Genomic DNA, 17,447 nt, shown 5'->3' with positions numbered 1-17,447 from the left:
GGAAATCAGCTATGCAGACATTAATCTTTATCGCCATTGCAGGCGTCGCAGCACAGCTTGTTGATGGCGGCCTCGGCATGGGGTTCGGCGTCACCTCAACCACCATCCTCATCATGCTCGCAGGTTTAGGCCCTGCGCAGGCATCCGCCGTCGTGCACACCGCAGAGGTTGGAACCACCTTAGTTTCTGGTTTAAGCCACTGGAAATTTGGCAACGTGGATTGGAAAGTAGTTGTCCGGCTCGGTATCCCCGGCGCTATCGGCGCATTTGCTGGCGCTACCTTCTTGTCCAATATTTCCACCGAAGCAGCAGCACCGATCACCTCCCTGATTCTTGCCCTGATCGGCATGAACCTAGTCTGGCGATTCAGCAAGGGACGCATCCGCCGCGACTATTCCGATCGCCCGCACAGCAGGGGATTCCTCGGCGGACTCGGTATTGTCGGTGGTTTCGTTGACGCATCCGGTGGCGGCGGATGGGGTCCAGTGACCACCTCTACGCTGCTGTCTTTGGGACGCACCGAACCCCGCAAAGTAGTCGGCACCGTCAACACCGCAGAATTCTTAGTCTCCCTAGCCGCAACATTGGGCTTCGTCGTGGGACTGTGGGATGACCTAGTAGCTAACCTCTCTGCAGTTCTCGCGTTGCTCATCGGCGGCGCAATCGCAGCACCAATCGGCGCCTGGATGATCTCTCGCGTTAATGCAACCGTCCTCGGTGGCTTCGTGGGCACCCTGATTGTCACACTGAACCTGCCAAAGGTGCTCAACGTGGTTGGCCTTGATTTCATCCCCACCGGCCTCATCCAGGTCACCGTCCTCCTCATCGGCCTGCCGCTGACGTACCTCGGCTTCCGCCGCTACCGCAAAAATCTCCTCAACGAGACCATCTCCAGCGAAGTTGTCTCCGAACCAAAGGGCCAAAAGATTAAAAGCACTTAAAACACGCTTTTCGACGCCCACCCGCACCACCGCGGGTGGGCGTTTTCCCGCTTCAGGTAGGTGAAACCTAATTATAGAACAAATATTCTATTCGAGAAAGATATTAAGGTCACTCTATTGTTTCATTCAGAAGGAAAGCGGATGTGGCTTTTTCACACTCGCTGAGAGTGAGCAGAATTTCCTGAATGGTAATTCCTTGGAATAGTCTGCGAAAGCCTTGCTGAAACTCAGAAACCTCTCATTCAAACAATCATAAACCTATCGAAGTGCTTCGCAAGCGGGGCGGGTTTTAGTTTTCCGCGTGGATCTTTCATGGGAAAGGGGAAAGTGGGGCTGGCTGAGTCCATGTGTGGTGCGTGATGGTTGTTCACGGCGTGTGTTGGGATGGGCATGGATGATACTCAAACGACACGGCTTGTTGGGCGTGCGTTGCGGATGGCGCATACGTTGCGGTGTGGTGTGCCTGATGGTGTGGTTTTTCGCAGTTCACATCGGATCAGTTGTATCGGGCGTGTCAGGAATTGGGGATCGCTCAGTCGATGGGCCGGACTGGGGTGTGTTTTGATAATTCGATAGCTTAAGTCTTTTGGTCAACGGTAAAGAAGGAGTTTTATAACCGCCAGCGTAGGCATTCCTCGCTCGGGTTTATCTCTCCTGTTCAGTTTGAGCAGGATCATGATCGCCCTGTTTCACCTGTAGGAAACTAACAAGTAGCTTAATTATGTGTCCACCACTTGCGGGCAACCCCAGCTCAAATAACACCGGAGCGTTGTTGTGCAATCGCTCCAACAAATCGGCTGAAATCCTAGAGCACAGCCGCACAAGGCCGGTTTCCATTTGCTCGGTCGGCGTCAGCTCGGCTTCTTGCTTGTCGACGGACCGTTCTTCATTATTCAGCTTTCTTTGAGCAACACCGCTTGGATACTTTATTCCATGATCTTGGGCGAACTTGGCAAGGTCACTTTGCGAAATTTCATCCGGGTGCTGAGCTTGGAGTTTTTTGCCCAGATTATTGATCGCGTAGTGAGCACGTTGCGGACGGTTTAAGCATAGTGCTCTGTGAAGATAAGTGATTGCCCAGTTAATTTGGCTGACATAAGTGAGCTGACCTGAGCTGATGAATTCCTTTCGATCCTCTTCGGTGATTCCTATTGACTAGGCGACGAGCTCAATCAAATCCCGACGGACCATAATCTGATCTTGGGGCAGTGCCTTAAGCACCGGCAGCATATATTCATTCCATTTGAAAATCGACACTAAAACGATCCTTGGAATGTTGTTGTGTACTGCATGTTTGTCGAGTCTATCTAGTAGGTACGGCGCGCGTGCCTTAATTGCCCGCTGGGGTGGTGGGGAATGGGTGGCTGGGGGCATCGAAAAGCATCTTTGATGCTTTTAAAGGGAATTGTGTGAATCTTGAAAAGTTAATTGAAAAACATTTCCATTAGGGGGTGATTTGCTGGAGTTTTGTGAATCTATTTTTCGAAATTTCAACGTGCGGGGGTGGTTTGTTTTTTTACAATTGCCAGTTCATTCACGGTTGTTGAAATGTTCGGGGGTAATAACTCAACTTTCTATTTTCACCTTATTGGGATTTCGCTAGGGTGGACGATGGCAGCAATTGAATGTTGTAAATCACACAATTGCAAGGATTGTAATTTAAGGCACATCTATGTCGGTGTGAAATTACATGTGCCAGAAGAGCAATTTGCCAAGTAATCCAAGCGAGAAGGAGTGAGTTTTATGACCACTGCTGCACCCCAAGAATTTACCGCTGCTGTTGTTGAAAAATTCGGTCATGACGTGACCGTGAAGGATATTGACCTTCCAAAGCCAGGGCCACACCAGGCATTGGTGAAGGTACTCACCTCCGGCATCTGCCACACCGACCTCCACGCCTTGGAGGGCGATTGGCCAGTAAAGCCGGAACCACCATTCGTACCAGGACACGAAGGTGTAGGTGAAGTTGTTGAGCTCGGACCAGGTGAACACGATGTGAAGGTCGGCGATATTGTCGGCAATGCGTGGCTCTGGTCAGCGTGTGGCACCTGCGAATACTGCATCACCGGCAGGGAAACTCAGTGCAACGAAGCTGAGTATGGTGGCTACACCCAAAATGGATCCTTCGGCCAGTACATGCTGGTGGATACCCGTTACGCCGCTCGCATCCCAGACGGCGTGGACTACCTCGAAGCAGCACCAATTCTGTGTGCAGGCGTGACTGTCTACAAGGCACTCAAAGTCTCTGAAACCCGCCCGGGCCAATTCATGGTGATCTCCGGTGTCGGCGGACTTGGCCACATCGCAGTCCAATACGCAGCGGCGATGGGCATGCGTGTCATTGCGGTAGATATTGCCGATGACAAGCTGGAACTTGCCCGTAAGCACGGTGCGGAATTTACCGTGAATGCGCGTAATGAAGATTCAGGCGAAGCTGTACAGAAGTACACCAACGGTGGCGCACACGGCGTGCTTGTGACTGCAGTTCACGAGGCAGCATTCGGCCAGGCACTGGATATGGCTCGACGTGCAGGAACAATTGTGTTCAACGGTCTGCCACCGGGAGAGTTCCCAGCATCCGTGTTCAACATCGTATTCAAGGGCCTGACCATCCGTGGATCCCTCGTGGGAACCCGCCAAGACTTGGCCGAAGCGCTCGATTTCTTTGCACGCGGACTAATCAAGCCAACCGTGAGTGAGTGCTCCCTCGATGAGGTCAATGGTGTGCTTGACCGCATGCGAAACGGCAAGATCGATGGTCGTGTGGCGATTCGTTTCTAACGGATTGTGTTGAAACTGCTCTGAAGCTACTTTGAGGCGGTTGCTGCAGAGCGGTTTGGCTGAAAATGTGACGAACTTTGGCTGAGCTTTCGTCGCTTTTGTAGTTCTCGACATTCTCATCGTTCTGGTCGTTCTCATCATTCTCATCATTCTCATCATTGAAAAGTCACGCTTCTCCTTATATATAGCTGGTTCATAGCCAGTTAAAGGAGGGGCGTGGCTTTTTGCTGCTTAAGGCATGACCTTTGTTTGAAGTTGGTGCGGTGATGGGGGAGTGTGACCGGATTCGAACAGGAATGTACGACACGTGTCCACCCCTTCTGGAATAGTCAATTGGCATGACCGTTGTATCGCACGCGCTTGGGTTTAAGCGATTTAGGCAGGAATCCCTGGAGCTGTCTTTGTTGCGCAGTGACAACTTTCCGGTGGTGCTCGCCGTGGTAGCGCAGTATTTTCCGCAGGGGGCTATCGCTAAGCCGGCCTCAGAGCTGTATCAGCTGCTCAGCGATGATTTTCGGGTGCTGCGTGAAGAAGGATTTGAGCTGCCGAAAAGCCCGTCGGATTATGTGAGTGATTGGGTGAAGTCCCGGTGGTTTGTGCGTCGTCCGGGTAGTTCGCAGACTGGTGAGACCGTGGAACCGAGTGAAGAGCTGTTGGCGGTGCTGGATTCGGTGCAGCGGTGGGATAACCCGCATCGAAGCATTTCGGCGTCTCGAATTGAATCGTTGACGCAGGCGTTGCAGACTTTGGCGTTGGAATCGGACCCCAGCACAGCGAAACGTTTAGCTGAGTTAGAGCGTGAACGCGACAGGATTGAACGCCAGATTGAAGCGGTCCACGCTGGTGAATTTGAAGTCCTCACCACCGTGCAGATTGGTGATCGGGTAGCAGATATTTTGGATCTAGCAGCATCTATTCCTGCAGATTTCGCCAGGGTAAGGCATGAGCTGAGCGATCTGAACCGGAAGCTGCGCAGGCAGTTGCTTGATCCTGAAGATTCCCGTGGTGATGTTTTGGAAGAGATCTTCAGGGGAGTTGATCTGATTGGGGATTCCGATGCGGGGCGCAGCTTCAATAGTTTCTTTGATGTTTTGCTCGATCGGGAACGCTCAAGTCTGATTGATCGATGGATCAGAGAAGTTCTGGGACGCGATGAGGCTATTGATCTGGATTCAAAATTAAGGACAGGGCTGTACCGAATTTTCCGGGATATGGAGGATGCCAGCTTCGAGGTCAACGGGGAAATGACAGGGCTGGCTCGAAGTTTGCGTCACTATGTCACTACCGAGGAGTTCGCAGAGAGCCGACGCATGATTCAGTTGCTTCGCGATACCCGCAGTGCCGCTGCTAAGGCCGCCGAGGCTGGTGAAGTGACCTCACTCAATCACATGGACACACCACTCGTGCGCATTGGTATGGATGTTCGCTCGATTGCGGGGTTGAAACTGAAGAACCCAGGTGAAGAACGCGTCGAAGATTTGCCTGAGCCAGTTGAAGAACAAGAACTAGACACTGAAGTCTTGATGGAACAAATTCGGGCAAGCGAGATTGATTTTGAGGAATTGGAAGAGGCTGTTTCTTTAGTTCTTGCCGAGCAATCGCACGCCACGATCACCGAGGTACTAGAACATTTCCCGGCAACGCAAGGTCTCGCCAGCATTGTTGGATTGTTATACCTGGCGATGCGTGATGGTGTTCCCACAGGTCGCGCGCAAATAGTGGAGTGGGAAAGTGATGATGCCACACACCGCCGGCGGATTACAGGATGGCAGTTCATCAGGGGTTTAAACAGTGAAGATTTGGCAGAAAGCGAGATGGATAAATGAATGATCAGCTGTGGGAAGGCGACACTGGAACGCTGACTTTTGGGTCCAGGAAAGCTCTGGTGCAATTACTCAAAGGTCCCATGGTGAATGCTTTGCAGCATGTTGAAGTGTGGCGGGCTATCACCACAGATCAAGATGCGCTCAATGCTGTGCTTAACAATTTGTTCCTCGAGTTGGTTCTTGATGAGGATGCGGGTGTTGCATTTACTCGGCCTGCCAATGGTAGACAAGAAGTATTGGTTGGAAATAACAAAACTGAAGCGATGCCCAAAGTGCTGCGCACGGAGACGCTGTCGCATTTTGATACGTTGATCATTTTGATTCTGCGCCAAGAACTCACCATGGCGCCACCGGGGGAACGAGTCATTGTGGATCGTGAAGAAATCCGCGAACAAGTGTTGCTCTACCGCGTTGATGAAGAGCGAGATGAAGCCAAACTAGCTAAGCGATTCGACGCTGCATTTAGGCGCATCGTGGATTATTCATTAGCTAAAAAGACAGAGACACCTGAACGTTTTGAGGTCTCACCAGCACTGCGCCAGATTTTTGATGCCGACACTGTGGCAGGTGTGCGCGCTGAGTACGAAAAATTTAACAAAGCAGCCCATGATGGAAATGAAGAGGAACAGAAGTGACCAGCGAACAAGCTTTAGATCCTATCCACCCAGGTCAGTTCCGTCTTTCTCGGATTCAGTTGATCAACTGGGGAACCTTCCACGGAACGGTGGACATTCCTGTGACCAGGGAAGGAATCTTAGTTACCGGTGGTTCGGGATCAGGAAAATCCACGCTGATTGATGCGATCACGGCGGTATTGCTTCCGCAAGGAAAGCTGAGGTTTAACTCTGCCGCACAGGCTAATACTCCGCGGAATAAGGGACGCAGTTTGGTTACCTATATCCGTGGCGCTTGGCGTGCGCAGGAGGATCCGCTGCAGGATCAGATTGTCTCCACGTACCTACGTCCCCGCGCAACCTATTCGCTGGTTGGATTGACTTATTCCAACGGTGAAGGCGTCGAGCACACCTTGGTGGCTATTTTCTATCTGAAATCGGGACACAATTTAACCTCCGATATTTCTTCATATTATGGTGTGTTTCCCGTTGATCAAGACATCAATGCGCTGCTGGATTTCCTGAAAGAGGGCATCGATAAACGCCAGATCAGAGCTGCTTTCAAGGAAGCCATCTTTAGCGAGCAGCATTCTGTATTCTCCGGCAGGTTTAGAAGCCGTTTGGGGATCTCCAGTGAGGAAGCTTTGCTGTTGTTGCACCGCGCGCAGTCGGCGAAAGATCTTCAAAGCTTGGATGATCTATTTCGGGATTACATGCTGGTGGAACCGGATACGTTCAGCATTGCCAAAACTGCCGTGGAACAATTCCAAGACCTTGAAGGTGCTTATGAGCAGGTCGAAGATATTAAACGGCAGATCCACACCCTGGATCCTTTGGTGCAGCTGAAGAATCGGCGAGAGAAAGCGCAACAGTCCAAAGATCATGCCAATGCACTGAAGAAGGCGCTGCCGACTGTCGGGAATCGCATTAAGAAGGAAGAGCAAGAAACGCTGGTTCGACAATTTACTGTCGAGCAAACGCAGGCGAAGTCGAAGGTGGAGTCCGCCAAAATTGAGACAGATCGTGCCCGCGAAATGGAAACCCTCGCGCACGACAACGTCAAACAAATTGTGGGAGCGCAGCATGGAATTTTGAGTGCGAAGAGGGAGGGGGCCGTCGATAAGCGAAGAACAATTAGCACTGCGCGCGCTGGTCTGGACGCATTGGTTAAGGGGCTGGGCGGTGCGGCGCCGGAATCGGCGGAGGAGCTTTTGGAGCTCAACAACGCTGCGCGGCTGACCGTGGATGAGTATCCGGCGGCGAGGGAAGCGCTTGAATCTGCAGGTCAGAGGAATGTAGAGGACCGAACCCGTGCGGTTGATGAGTTCAAAGCGGCGGATCAAGAGCTGTCTTCTTTGAGTAAAGGCAGCAGTAATATTGAGTACCGTTTGCTGCAGGTGCGGGAAAATTTGTGTCAGGATTTGGGCGTGAGCCCGCGGGATATGCCCTTTGCCGGTGAGCTGATTGATCCGAATAATGCGGAATGGGAACCCGTTGTGCAGCGCATTTTGGGTGGTTTTGCTGCGGAAATGTTGGTTCCTCATGGGTTGTTGCCACGGGTTCGGGATTGGGTAAATGCCAAACATTTGGCAGCGCTGCTGAAATTCAACGGCGTGGTGACAACGGGGGAGTACAAAACCTCGCGTTTTCCGGCGGATTCCCTGATCCGAAAAGTTGATGTTGTGGAGTCGCCGTTTCGCGATTGGGTAAATCAAGAATTAGGCAAGCGTTTTAATATTCGGTGCGTGCGCACTCCTGAGGAATTGTCGGCGCTGGGGCCACGCGATCAGGGCGTGACCATTTTGGGTGTGCGAAAATTTGCGCAGCAGACAGGCGATCCGACGACGCGTTGGGAAAAAGATGATCGCCGAAAGCTGGGGGATCGTTCCACATACCGTTTGGGTTCCACCAATGATGCCAAGGTGGAAACGCTTCGGGAAACCGTGAAAGCTGGCAAAGCAGTTGTGCAGGCAGCTGATAATCGCATTGCTGCAAACCGCGCTGAGCTGCGGGAACTTGAACGGCAGTATCAAGCTTCGCAAGAAATTTTGAAAGTGTCGTGGGCTCAGATTGATGTGGAATCAGCCGACGCGGCGATTGCTGAGCTGGACCGATTGCTGGAAGAGCTGAACAACACTCCAGAGGCCACCGAGCTTTCCGCGCGGCATGAGGCGGCGAAGCAGACGCTCGCGAGGGTTTCTGACTTGCTTGTCGCAGCTCAGAGTGAGGAAACCGTGGCGTCGATGAACCTGAAACGCGCCGAAACTGAATTGAAACGGCTCGAAAGCCTGCCGGTTGCGGAGGTTTCTGAAGAAATCGCGCGGGAAGTGGAGAAACTATTTCTTGCCAACACCCGCCGGGTTCACGCCGCCAACGTGGATGAGCAGACCATTGCGCTGCGCGAGGATCTGGACAAACAAATCGATGCCAATGAGGCAGAACTTCGACGTTGTGAAAACCAAATTGTTGGCATTTTGCGCAGCTATATTGAAACGTGGCCTGCGAACCGCGCTGACTTACAAGCCGAACCTGAGTTTGTTGGTGAGGCCATCAACCGCCTCGGCGAGCTTCGCAGCGATCGTTTGGCAGAATTCACGGCCAAATTCCTAGGGCTCATGAACGAGATGTCCACCCGAAACCTCGGCCAAATCTCGCGGCGTCTACGTGATGCGCGCCGGGAAATCGAGGAGCGCATCGAGCCGATCAACGCCTCCTTGGCGCAGTCGGAATTCAACGAAGGTCGCTTCCTGCACATCGACATCCGTGATCAAAGTGGTCCGATTGTGAGGGAATTCCAGCAGAAACTTGATGCCGCTACCAGCGGTGACCTGGGAACCAGTACCGAGAAACAAGCCTTCGCCCGTTATGCGCTGATCGCTGAAATCATTTCCAAACTCGCCTCCCACGACTCCGCCGACGCCCGCTGGCGCAACACCGTTCTAGACACCCGCCGCCACGTTCGCTTCATCGGCCTCGAGCGCGATTCCGACGGCGCAACCGTCAACACCTACGTCGACTCCGCATCACTTTCAGGCGGACAAGCCCAGAAGCTGGTGTTTTTCTGCCTCGCCGCTGCCTTGCGCTACCAGCTAGCCGAACCCGGCGCCCATTATCCCACCTACGCCACCGTCATTCTGGACGAAGCCTTCGACCGCGCCGACCCCGCCTTCACCCGCCAAACCATGAACGTCTTCCACAGCTTCGGCTTCCACATGGTGCTCGCGACCCCGCTGAAACTTATCCAAACCCTCGGCGATTATGTCGGCTCCACCATCGTGGTCAGCTACACCGAAAAACCAAACGCCCAGGGCGCAATTCAGGGCAATTCCAGTTTCTCTAGGATCGAGAAATAACATGCCATTGTTTATCGACGACGCCCTCCACCGCAGCAAAAAATACTTCCACGCGCACTTAAGCGAGCTGCTCCTCGGCGAATTTGCAGGCCTCAGCCTGCCCCTGCACCCACCGACGGCAGCTAAAGCCGCCGCCGATATTGATGCCACGAGGGAATTTATCCGCCAATGGGAGGGGCGTGATGATGTGGAATATGCCATTCGAAACTGGTCTCCTGTGGGCTTAGGTAAAACTGAAGTACCCGTTAGGCTGACGTTGAACACGACTGAGGAATTAGTTGTGTTTGCGCAGGTAGAGGATGAATGGTCTTCACTTCACGAGAGGTTTTCACAGCTGTCTGGTTTTACAGCGGAGGTGGTGGCGAAACATGTGTCGCTGTGGCGTTCGCTGTCTAACGATGATCTCTCTAAGGCAGTGTTAGTTGTGGATTGGTTTTTGAAACACCCTAACTCTGGCCTGCTGAAACGCGCCGTCGCAGTTGAAGGCGTGCATACCAAATGGCTCGAAAACCACCGCGTACTCATTGAAACGTTAGTGGCCGACAAACGTGGTGAACCTGGTCGTGCCGATCTTGGACTTGGTGACGCCGAAGCTCGCGTCCGGCTCCGCTTCCATTCCGTAGATGCTCCCGCTGGGCTCACAGACATTGAAGTACCGCTTTCCAACCTGTGTGAATTACAAGAACCGCAAGTAATTCTGATGGTGGAAAACCTCGATTCATTTCTCGCTTTACCCACTTGGCCGGGCGTAACAATTGCTTGGGGTGCGGGCTACCGTGCAGTAGACATTGTTCGAGGACCCTACTTTTCTAATGGTCGGTTGCTGTACTGGGGTGACCTTGACCTGGACGGTTTCAAAATTCTCGACGGCGTCCGCAGCCATGTTCCTCACACCGAATCCGTGCTGATGAACTCTGAAACCGTCTCCCGCTGGCGCTACCTTGGCGTTGCCGACCGAGAATTCAAGGCAGAGAGCTTTGACAACCTTCATGATTTTGAATCTGACGCACTTGACCTACTCATTACAGACGGTGAGCTCCGCATTGAACAAGAACGCATCCGCCTCGATGTTGCTGTTGAAGAAATCGAGAAAGTAATTCGTGGGTGAAGTTGTTTCAGAGTTGTTTTTTATTAAACAACTCAGCCTGTAACCTCTTGGTCGTTCTATGCTTGGTCACCATGACTGAGACTCTTTTTGTATCCGCCACAACTGAGGAAGCGGTGTATCTTCCAGATGGAATCGACTTGCTGGTGACTGGCATCGGAACGACCGCAGCAACGATGATTTTGACTAAGGAGTTGGCTACTCGGGAGGTGCTTCCTGCCCGAATTGTCAATATTGGTACGGCGGGAGCTTTGGTGGATGGATTGGCTGGCGTATACGAGATCGAATACGTTCTGCAGCATGATTTCAGTAGCGAGTTAATCGCTGAAATGACAGGAAAGCCATGCTCAAATGGTTCAACTTTGGCCACGAGTGGGCACTTCCCAGTAGCGAGTTTGGCAACAGGAAACTCATTTATTGCAGATTCAGAAACCCGCAACCACCTGGCCACCCGGGCCTCCCTCTGCGATATGGAGGGCGCGGCGCTGGTGGGCGTCGCAAAGCATTTTGGTGTTCCGATTACGCTGCTGAAGCAGGTTAGTGACAGCGCGGATGAGGAGGCTTCGGGGTCGTGGTTTGATGCGGTCGATGCGGGCGCACGACAGTTGGCGGAGGCTGTGAAGGAGTTTAAATAACAAAAACCCGATGCCTGGCGGCATCGGGAGTGAGCATTATTGGCTAGCTTTCTGAGTCTGCTTTTTCTGCAGTGGCAGATGTCGGCTTCTTGCGGCCAAGGATGGCGAATCTGCTTCGAATGGCAGCAAGGGTTTCTTGGCCATTGAGGCTGGTTGGGGAACCTTTCGTCGTGGCGATCTCAATGTCATCACTGGTGATCTCACCGGCGCGCAAAGCAACCATTTCAGAGTGGTAGCGCACCCAGACAGCCAACGTCGCGGCTACTGGAACAGCCAAGAATGCGCCGATGATGCCGAACATGGTGGAGCCGACGGTGACGGATAGCAAAACAACCGCTGCGTGCAGGTTCATAGCCTTGGACTGCAGGAATGGGGACAAGATATTGCCCTCGATCTGCTGAACCGCCAGGATCAATACAAGTACCAAAAGCGCATTGGTCACGCCGTTGGTAACTAGCGCGATGATGACAGCCAGGGCGCCTGCAGACACCGCACCGACGATGGGGATGAAGCCCGCGAAGAATGTGATGACCGCGAGCGCGAGGGCCATTGGGACGCCAAGAAGCAGCAATCCGATACCAATGAATATTGCGTCAACCATGGACACCAATGCCTGAGCACGGATGAATCCGGCCAAGGTATTCCAGGTACGGGTCAGGACTTCTGTGAGGTGCCAACCTGCGTTTTCACCAGTGAAGCCGCGCATCCATGGCAGGAAACGAGGACCGTCTTTGAGGAAGAAGAAGGTCAACACCAGCATCACTGCTAGTGTGACAACGATGGATGATGCCGTTGACAGTCCAGAGAACACACCAGAAGCAATGGTGGAAGACTGTGATTGCAGCATGGATGTTAGGTCATTGAGCGCGCCTTCAAACTGTGAGATATCTAAGTTAAAAGGTGGGCCCTGAACCCAATCCATTAGATCTTCGATACCAACAGTTGCTTGGTCTACCACTTGCTTTGTCTGGGAAGACACGCTTGGCGCGATGGCTGCAAAAACTCCGCCGATGAGGGCGAAGAAACCCAAAATTGTGATGACAACGGCGAGCGCCGCGGGAATCTTATGCTCGCGCAGCCATTTCACTGGTGGCCATAGCACGGTGCAGACTAGAAGTGCGAGGACGACTGGGAGGATGCCAACCCAGATGAAGCCCAGCATACGAAGTGCAATGACGCCGGCGATAACCAGCACGATGAAGCGCAATGCCCATCCGGACAGCCAGCGGCCGTCCCTGCCCAAAATGACAGAGCGGTCGGTAGTTCCTTCAGAATCAGCCTCGACAGTTGCTTCGGCATTAGGGGGAACCGCCGACTTCTGGGTATTTAGCGGTGGCTCAAAATTGCCTTCAATCGCGTCTAAGACGGTGTCAGGCAAATCTTTCGGAGGGATGGTGCTTTTTGCATCATCCCTTTTTGGGGTGTTTCCTGATTCTGTGCTCACAAAAATCACTATGCCACAGGTGTGGGACACAGGGTGTCCTTCTAAAGTTTATGGCTGTTAATTTTGCGTGAGACTTGGTGTCAAAGTTGAGTGGGACCTGTTGAAAACAGCTCTTATCTTCCCTGATTGGGTGGTTGAAAATTAGGGGTAAACCCGGATTTTTTCTCAAGTGAAGCGCTTTGACCTGCGTAAATTAAGAAAGTTGAGTCTAGTTGGAACAACTTTGTGGCATTTACCGTTGCTATATATGTAAGCTTGAGTCAGGCAGGCTCAATGAGGAGTTTTTCTTACCGGCGAAAGTCGGTGGGAAGCAAGTCAAAGCTCAAGCCGTGGACAGTACTAAAATCACCTAAAACAGGAGGCACCATTATGGGACGTGCAGTAGGAATTGACCTTGGAACCACCAACTCTGTGGTTTCCGTACTTGAAGGCGGCGAGCCAGTAGTTATCGCAAACGCAGAAGGCTCACGCACCACCCCTTCCGTCGTTGCATTCGCAAAGAACGGTGAAGTTCTAGTCGGCCAGTCCGCTAAGAACCAGGCGGTCACCAACGTTGACCGCACCATTCGCTCCGTCAAGCGCCACATCGGCACCGACTGGTCCGTTGCTATCGATGACAAGAACTACACCTCACAGGAAATCTCGGCTCGTACCCTGATGAAGCTGAAGCGCGACGCTGAAGCATACCTGGGCGAGGACGTCACTGATGCTGTTATTACCGTTCCTGCATACTTCGAGGACTCACAGCGCCAGGCAACCAAGGAAGCTGGTCAGATCGCAGGCCTTAACGTTCTGCGTATTGTTAACGAGCCAACCGCGGCTGCACTTGCATACGGCCTTGAGAAGGGCGAGCAGGAGCAGACCATTCTGGTATTCGACCTCGGTGGCGGCACCTTCGACGTCTCCCTCCTAGAGATCGGCGACGGTGTTGTTGAGGTTCGCGCAACCTCCGGCGATAACGAGCTCGGTGGCGACGACTGGGATCAGCGTATCGTTGACTGGCTGGTAGAGAAGTTCCAGTCCTCCAACGGCATTGACCTGACCAAGGACAAGATGGCCCTGCAGCGTCTGCGTGAGGCAGCTGAGAAGGCAAAGATCGAGCTGTCCTCTTCCCAGAGTGCAAACATCAACCTTCCTTACATCACCGTTGATGCAGACAAGAACCCACTGTTCTTGGATGAGACCCTTTCCCGTGCCGAGTTCCAGCGCATCACCCAGGACCTCCTGGCCCGCACCAAGACTCCTTTCAACCAGGTTGTTAAGGACGCTGGCGTGTCCGTCTCGGAGATCGACCACGTTGTTCTCGTCGGTGGTTCCACCCGTATGCCTGCTGTTACCGAACTGGTCAAGGAACTGACCGGTGGACGTGAGCCAAACAAGGGTGTTAACCCAGATGAGGTTGTTGCAGTTGGTGCAGCACTTCAGGCCGGTGTTCTCCGCGGCGAGGTCAAGGATGTTCTTCTTCTTGACGTCACCCCACTGTCCCTCGGCATTGAGACCAAGGGTGGCGTGATGACCAAGCTCATCGAGCGCAACACCACCATCCCTACCAAGCGTTCCGAGACCTTCACCACCGCAGAGGACAACCAGCCTTCTGTTCAGATCCAGGTCTTCCAGGGCGAGCGTGAAATCGCAACCGCCAACAAGCTGCTCGGATCCTTCGAGCTCGGCGGCATCGCACCTGCACCACGTGGCGTCCCACAGATCGAGGTCACTTTCGACATCGACGCCAACGGCATCGTCCACGTCACCGCAAAGGACAAGGGTACTGGCAAGGAAAACACCATCACCATTCAGGACGGCTCCGGTCTCTCCCAGGATGAAATTGATCGCATGATCAAGGATGCTGAAGCTCACGCTGATGAGGACAAGAAGCGCCGCGAGGAGCAGGAAGTCCGCAACAACGCTGAGTCCCTGGTTTACCAGACCCGCAAGTTCGTTGAAGAGAACTCCGAGAAGGTCTCCGAAGACCTCAAGGCAAAGGTCGAAGAGGCAGCCAAGGGCGTTGAAGAAGCACTCAAGGGCGAGGACCTCGAGGCAATCAAGGCTGCAGTTGAGAAGCTGAACACCGAGTCCCAGGAAATGGGTAAGGCTATCTACGAGGCTGACGCTGCTGCTGGTGCAACCCAGGCTGACGCAGGTGCAGAAGGCGCTGCAGATGACAATGTTGTTGACGCTGAAGTTGTCGAAGACGACGCAGCTGACAATGGTGAGGACAAGAAGTAAATGACTACCCCTAACGGAATGCCCGACAATCCTGGGGATCCTGAAAATACCGATCCAGAGGCAACCTCTGCTGATCGTGCTGAGCAGGCAGCTGAAGAAGCAGCTGCCCGCCAAGCGGAGGAATCTCCATTTGGACAGGCCTCAGAGGAAGAAATTTCTCCAGAGCTCGAAGCAGAGATCAATGATCTTCTATCAGATGTTGATCCAGATTTGGATGGCGATGGTGAAGTGTCCGCTGTAGAAACACAGCTTGCCGAACGCACTGAGGATCTGCAGCGAGTCACCGCTGAGTACGCCAACTACCGTCGACGTACCGAGCGTGAACGCCAGGGCATCATCGACACCGCACGCGCAGGTGTTGTTACCCAACTTCTGCCGTTGCTCGACGATCTTGACCTGGCTGAACAGCACGGTGACCTTAACGAAGGTCCGCTGAAGTCACTGTCTGACAAGCTGATCAACATCCTGGGTGGATTGAAGGTGGAATCCTTCGGCGAGATCGGCGAAGCATTCGATCCAGAGATCCACGAAGCAGTACAGGATCTCTCACAGGGTGATGTCAAGGTTCTGGGAACGGTACTCCGCAAGGGATACCGCCTCGGCGACCGCGTCATCCGCACCGCAATGGTCCTCATTGGGGATCCAGAGGAGAGCTAGAGAGACTAAGTCTCTTAGTGGTTTCCGCCGTTGTCCACGGTCCACAGATGGAACTCCTTGAACAACACCGGCGGATATCCTTGAAGTAATAAATACTCAAAGGTATCCGCCGGTGTCCGGACAACAAAACTTGCAACACAAGATAACTTAAGAAATTGCATACAATTCACCGCATATAAGACTCATGGAAGGAGGGGATGCCCAGTGAACAACAGCGAATGGGCAAATAAGAACTATTACGCAGACCTGGGGGTCTCCTCGTCCGCTTCAGAAGATGAGATCAAAAAGGCTTACCGCAAGCTCGCCAGGGAAAATCACCCAGATAAAAATCCAGGTGACAAGGCCGCTGAAGATCGATTCAAAAAAGCGGCCGAGGCATATGACGTACTTGGTGATGACAAGAAACGAAAAGAATACGACGAGCTCAAAGCACTTCTAGCTTCTGGTGGAATCCGCGGAGGATTCGGAAGCGGAGGTGCGGGATTCCCCGGCGGGTTTCGCACGTCGACGGGAGGATTCGACACCTCAGACCTCTTCGGAGGAGGACAAGGTGGAGGGTTTTCTACGGACGGCGGTTTGGGCGATATCTTCGGTGGCCTTTTCAACCGCGGCGCTGGTTCTCACCAGTCAGCTAGGCCGACGCGGGGGGCGGATGTACAAACCGAAATAACTCTCTCGTTTGTTGAGGCAGCGAAAGGCACGACCATCCCAGTGGAACTCACCGGCGATGCGCCCTGCAACACCTGCCACGGATCGGGCTCCAAATCAGGCCACCCCGCAAAATGTGGAACCTGTGATGGAACCGGATTCACCTCTGAGAACAAGGGTGCTTTCGGATTCTCCGCTCCATGTGCAACCTGTGGTGGCACTGGTGAAATAATCACTGATCCTTGCGATAACTGCCACGGCCGAGGCACCGTCCGGAAGTCTCGTTCCATCACCGTGCGTATCCCAACTGGTGTGGAAGATGGACAGAAAGTTCGTCTTGCAGGCCAAGGCGAAGCAGGACCAAATGGCAAACCAGCGGGCGATCTCTTTGTGAAAGTCCACGTGAAAAAGGACGATGTGTTCACACGCGACGGCAGCAACATTTTGATCACCATTCCCGTGAGCTTCAGCGAGCTGGCTTTGGGTGGCGCTATTTCTGTGCCAACGCTCAACAAGCCTGTAAAACTCAAGCTACCTGCGGGAACGCCAGATGGTCGTACTTTGCGTGTACGCGGTCGCGGTATCGAAGCACGTGATTCCACTGGTGATCTGCTGGTTACAGTCCAGGTTTCTGTCCCGAAGAATCTGGATGACAACGCTGCGGAAGCTCTCCGCGCATATGCTGAAGCAGAAACTAATTCAGGTTTTGATCCCCGCGCTAACTGGGCGGGCCAGAACCGCTAGACGTTCTCTTTGAGAAAGGAGGTGACGAAACATGGCATCCACACCGAAAAAATCCAACGATGAAGGTCAGTTTGACCGTGTCGATTTTCAAGGGGAAGTCTTCGTTATCTCTGTCGCAGCCGAGCTTGCCGGCATGCATGCCCAAACTTTGCGAACCTACGATCGCATGGGTTTGGTCACCCCGATACGCACTCGCGGAGGCGGTCGCCGTTACTCCCGCGCTGACGTGGAATTACTCCGAGAAATTCAGCACCTCAGCCAGGAGGAAGGCGTAAACCTCGCCGGAATCAAGGCGATCATCGAGCTCGGCGAAGAAAACCGAAACCTCAAAGAATCCCTGCGTAAGGTCACAGCTGAGAATGAGCAGCTCAAAGATCAATTACGCAGCGGGCGTCCGCGTGGCGAGCTGGTGCACGTGCCCCGCTCCACCGCGGTGGTCATGTGGGAACGCCGCAAGGGGCGTTCCAAGTAAA

General features: G+C 53.2%; 13 protein-coding genes and 2 pseudogenes. 13 read left to right on the top strand and 2 right to left on the bottom strand.

Features of this window, described 5'->3' with window-relative positions; genetic code table 11:
• The first annotated feature begins 11 nt into the window (after positions 1-11).
• The 3 genes and pseudogenes from CGL_RS14000 (at position 12) to CGL_RS15760 (ending at position 1,988) form a co-directional block, all read left to right on the top strand.
• Positions 12-941 carry a sulfite exporter TauE/SafE family protein gene (locus CGL_RS14000; RefSeq protein WP_011015401.1) on the top strand — a complete coding sequence of 310 codons (930 nt, stop codon included), beginning with the start codon at positions 12-14 and terminating at the stop codon, positions 939-941.
• Between the two features lie 304 nt (positions 942-1,245).
• Positions 1,246-1,648: pseudogene (locus tag CGL_RS15765) on the top strand (transposase); the annotation flags it as partial.
• A 130-nt stretch (positions 1,649-1,778) separates the two neighbouring features.
• Entirely contained in the window at positions 1,779-1,988 is a 210-nt protein-coding gene (locus tag CGL_RS15760) for a hypothetical protein (RefSeq protein ID WP_011015399.1), read from the top strand.
• Between the two features lie 3 nt (positions 1,989-1,991).
• On the opposite strand, the pseudogene CGL_RS15755 reads toward CGL_RS15760, so the two are convergent.
• Positions 1,992-2,060 (bottom strand): annotated as a pseudogene (locus tag CGL_RS15755) (hypothetical protein); the annotation flags it as partial.
• Positions 2,061-2,684: 624 nt separating this feature from the next.
• On the opposite strand from CGL_RS15755, the gene adhP reads away from it, so the two are divergent.
• From adhP to CGL_RS13960, 6 genes are all read left to right on the top strand, one after another.
• Positions 2,685-3,722, top strand: coding sequence for an alcohol dehydrogenase AdhP (adhP, locus tag CGL_RS13985; RefSeq protein ID WP_011015397.1), 1,038 nt, complete (start codon positions 2,685-2,687; stop codon positions 3,720-3,722).
• Positions 3,723-4,060: 338 nt separating this feature from the next.
• Complete coding sequence (locus CGL_RS13980) at positions 4,061-5,548, top strand: DUF3375 domain-containing protein (protein WP_011015396.1); 1,488 nt, start codon at positions 4,061-4,063, stop codon at positions 5,546-5,548.
• Positions 5,545-6,183 carry a DUF4194 domain-containing protein gene (locus CGL_RS13975; protein WP_011015395.1) on the top strand — a complete coding sequence of 213 codons (639 nt, stop codon included), beginning with the start codon at positions 5,545-5,547 and terminating at the stop codon, positions 6,181-6,183. Before CGL_RS13980 ends, CGL_RS13975 begins: the two co-directional genes overlap by 4 nt.
• Positions 6,180-9,515 (top strand): ATP-binding protein, encoded by a 3,336-nt coding sequence (locus CGL_RS13970; RefSeq protein WP_011015394.1) that lies wholly within the window; start codon positions 6,180-6,182, stop codon positions 9,513-9,515. Before CGL_RS13975 ends, CGL_RS13970 begins: the two co-directional genes overlap by 4 nt.
• Before the next feature lies 1 nt (position 9,516).
• On the top strand, positions 9,517-10,623 hold the full coding sequence (locus CGL_RS13965; RefSeq protein ID WP_011015393.1) for a Wadjet anti-phage system protein JetD domain-containing protein: 1,107 nt from the start codon (positions 9,517-9,519) through the stop codon (positions 10,621-10,623).
• A 71-nt stretch (positions 10,624-10,694) separates the two neighbouring features.
• A complete protein-coding gene (locus tag CGL_RS13960) occupies positions 10,695-11,255 on the top strand; it encodes a nucleosidase (protein WP_011015392.1) in 561 nt (186 codons plus the stop codon).
• A gap of 43 nt (positions 11,256-11,298) precedes the next feature.
• On the opposite strand, the gene CGL_RS13955 is transcribed toward CGL_RS13960, so the two are convergent.
• Positions 11,299-12,729: an AI-2E family transporter gene (locus CGL_RS13955; protein ID WP_011015391.1), complete on the bottom strand. Its 1,431-nt coding sequence runs from the start codon at positions 12,727-12,729 to the stop codon at positions 11,299-11,301.
• A gap of 339 nt (positions 12,730-13,068) precedes the next feature.
• On the opposite strand from CGL_RS13955, the gene dnaK reads away from it, so the two are divergent.
• From dnaK to CGL_RS13935, 4 genes are all read left to right on the top strand, one after another.
• On the top strand, positions 13,069-14,925 hold the full coding sequence (gene dnaK, locus CGL_RS13950) for a molecular chaperone DnaK (protein ID WP_011015390.1): 1,857 nt from the start codon (positions 13,069-13,071) through the stop codon (positions 14,923-14,925).
• A complete protein-coding gene (gene grpE / locus CGL_RS13945) occupies positions 14,926-15,582 on the top strand; it encodes a nucleotide exchange factor GrpE (RefSeq protein WP_011015389.1) in 657 nt (218 codons plus the stop codon). It begins immediately after the preceding gene.
• Positions 15,583-15,786: 204 nt separating this feature from the next.
• Complete coding sequence (gene dnaJ, locus CGL_RS13940) at positions 15,787-16,974, top strand: molecular chaperone DnaJ (protein ID WP_011015388.1); 1,188 nt, start codon at positions 15,787-15,789, stop codon at positions 16,972-16,974.
• A gap of 31 nt (positions 16,975-17,005) precedes the next feature.
• A complete protein-coding gene (locus CGL_RS13935; RefSeq protein ID WP_011015387.1) occupies positions 17,006-17,446 on the top strand; it encodes a heat shock protein transcriptional repressor HspR in 441 nt (146 codons plus the stop codon).
• Position 17,447 lies beyond the last annotated feature (1 nt).

It is taken from the genome of Corynebacterium glutamicum ATCC 13032 (assembly GCF_000011325.1).
Taxonomy (GTDB): domain Bacteria; phylum Actinomycetota; class Actinomycetes; order Mycobacteriales; family Mycobacteriaceae; genus Corynebacterium; species Corynebacterium glutamicum.
This window is presented reverse-complemented; position numbering and strand designations above follow the sequence as displayed.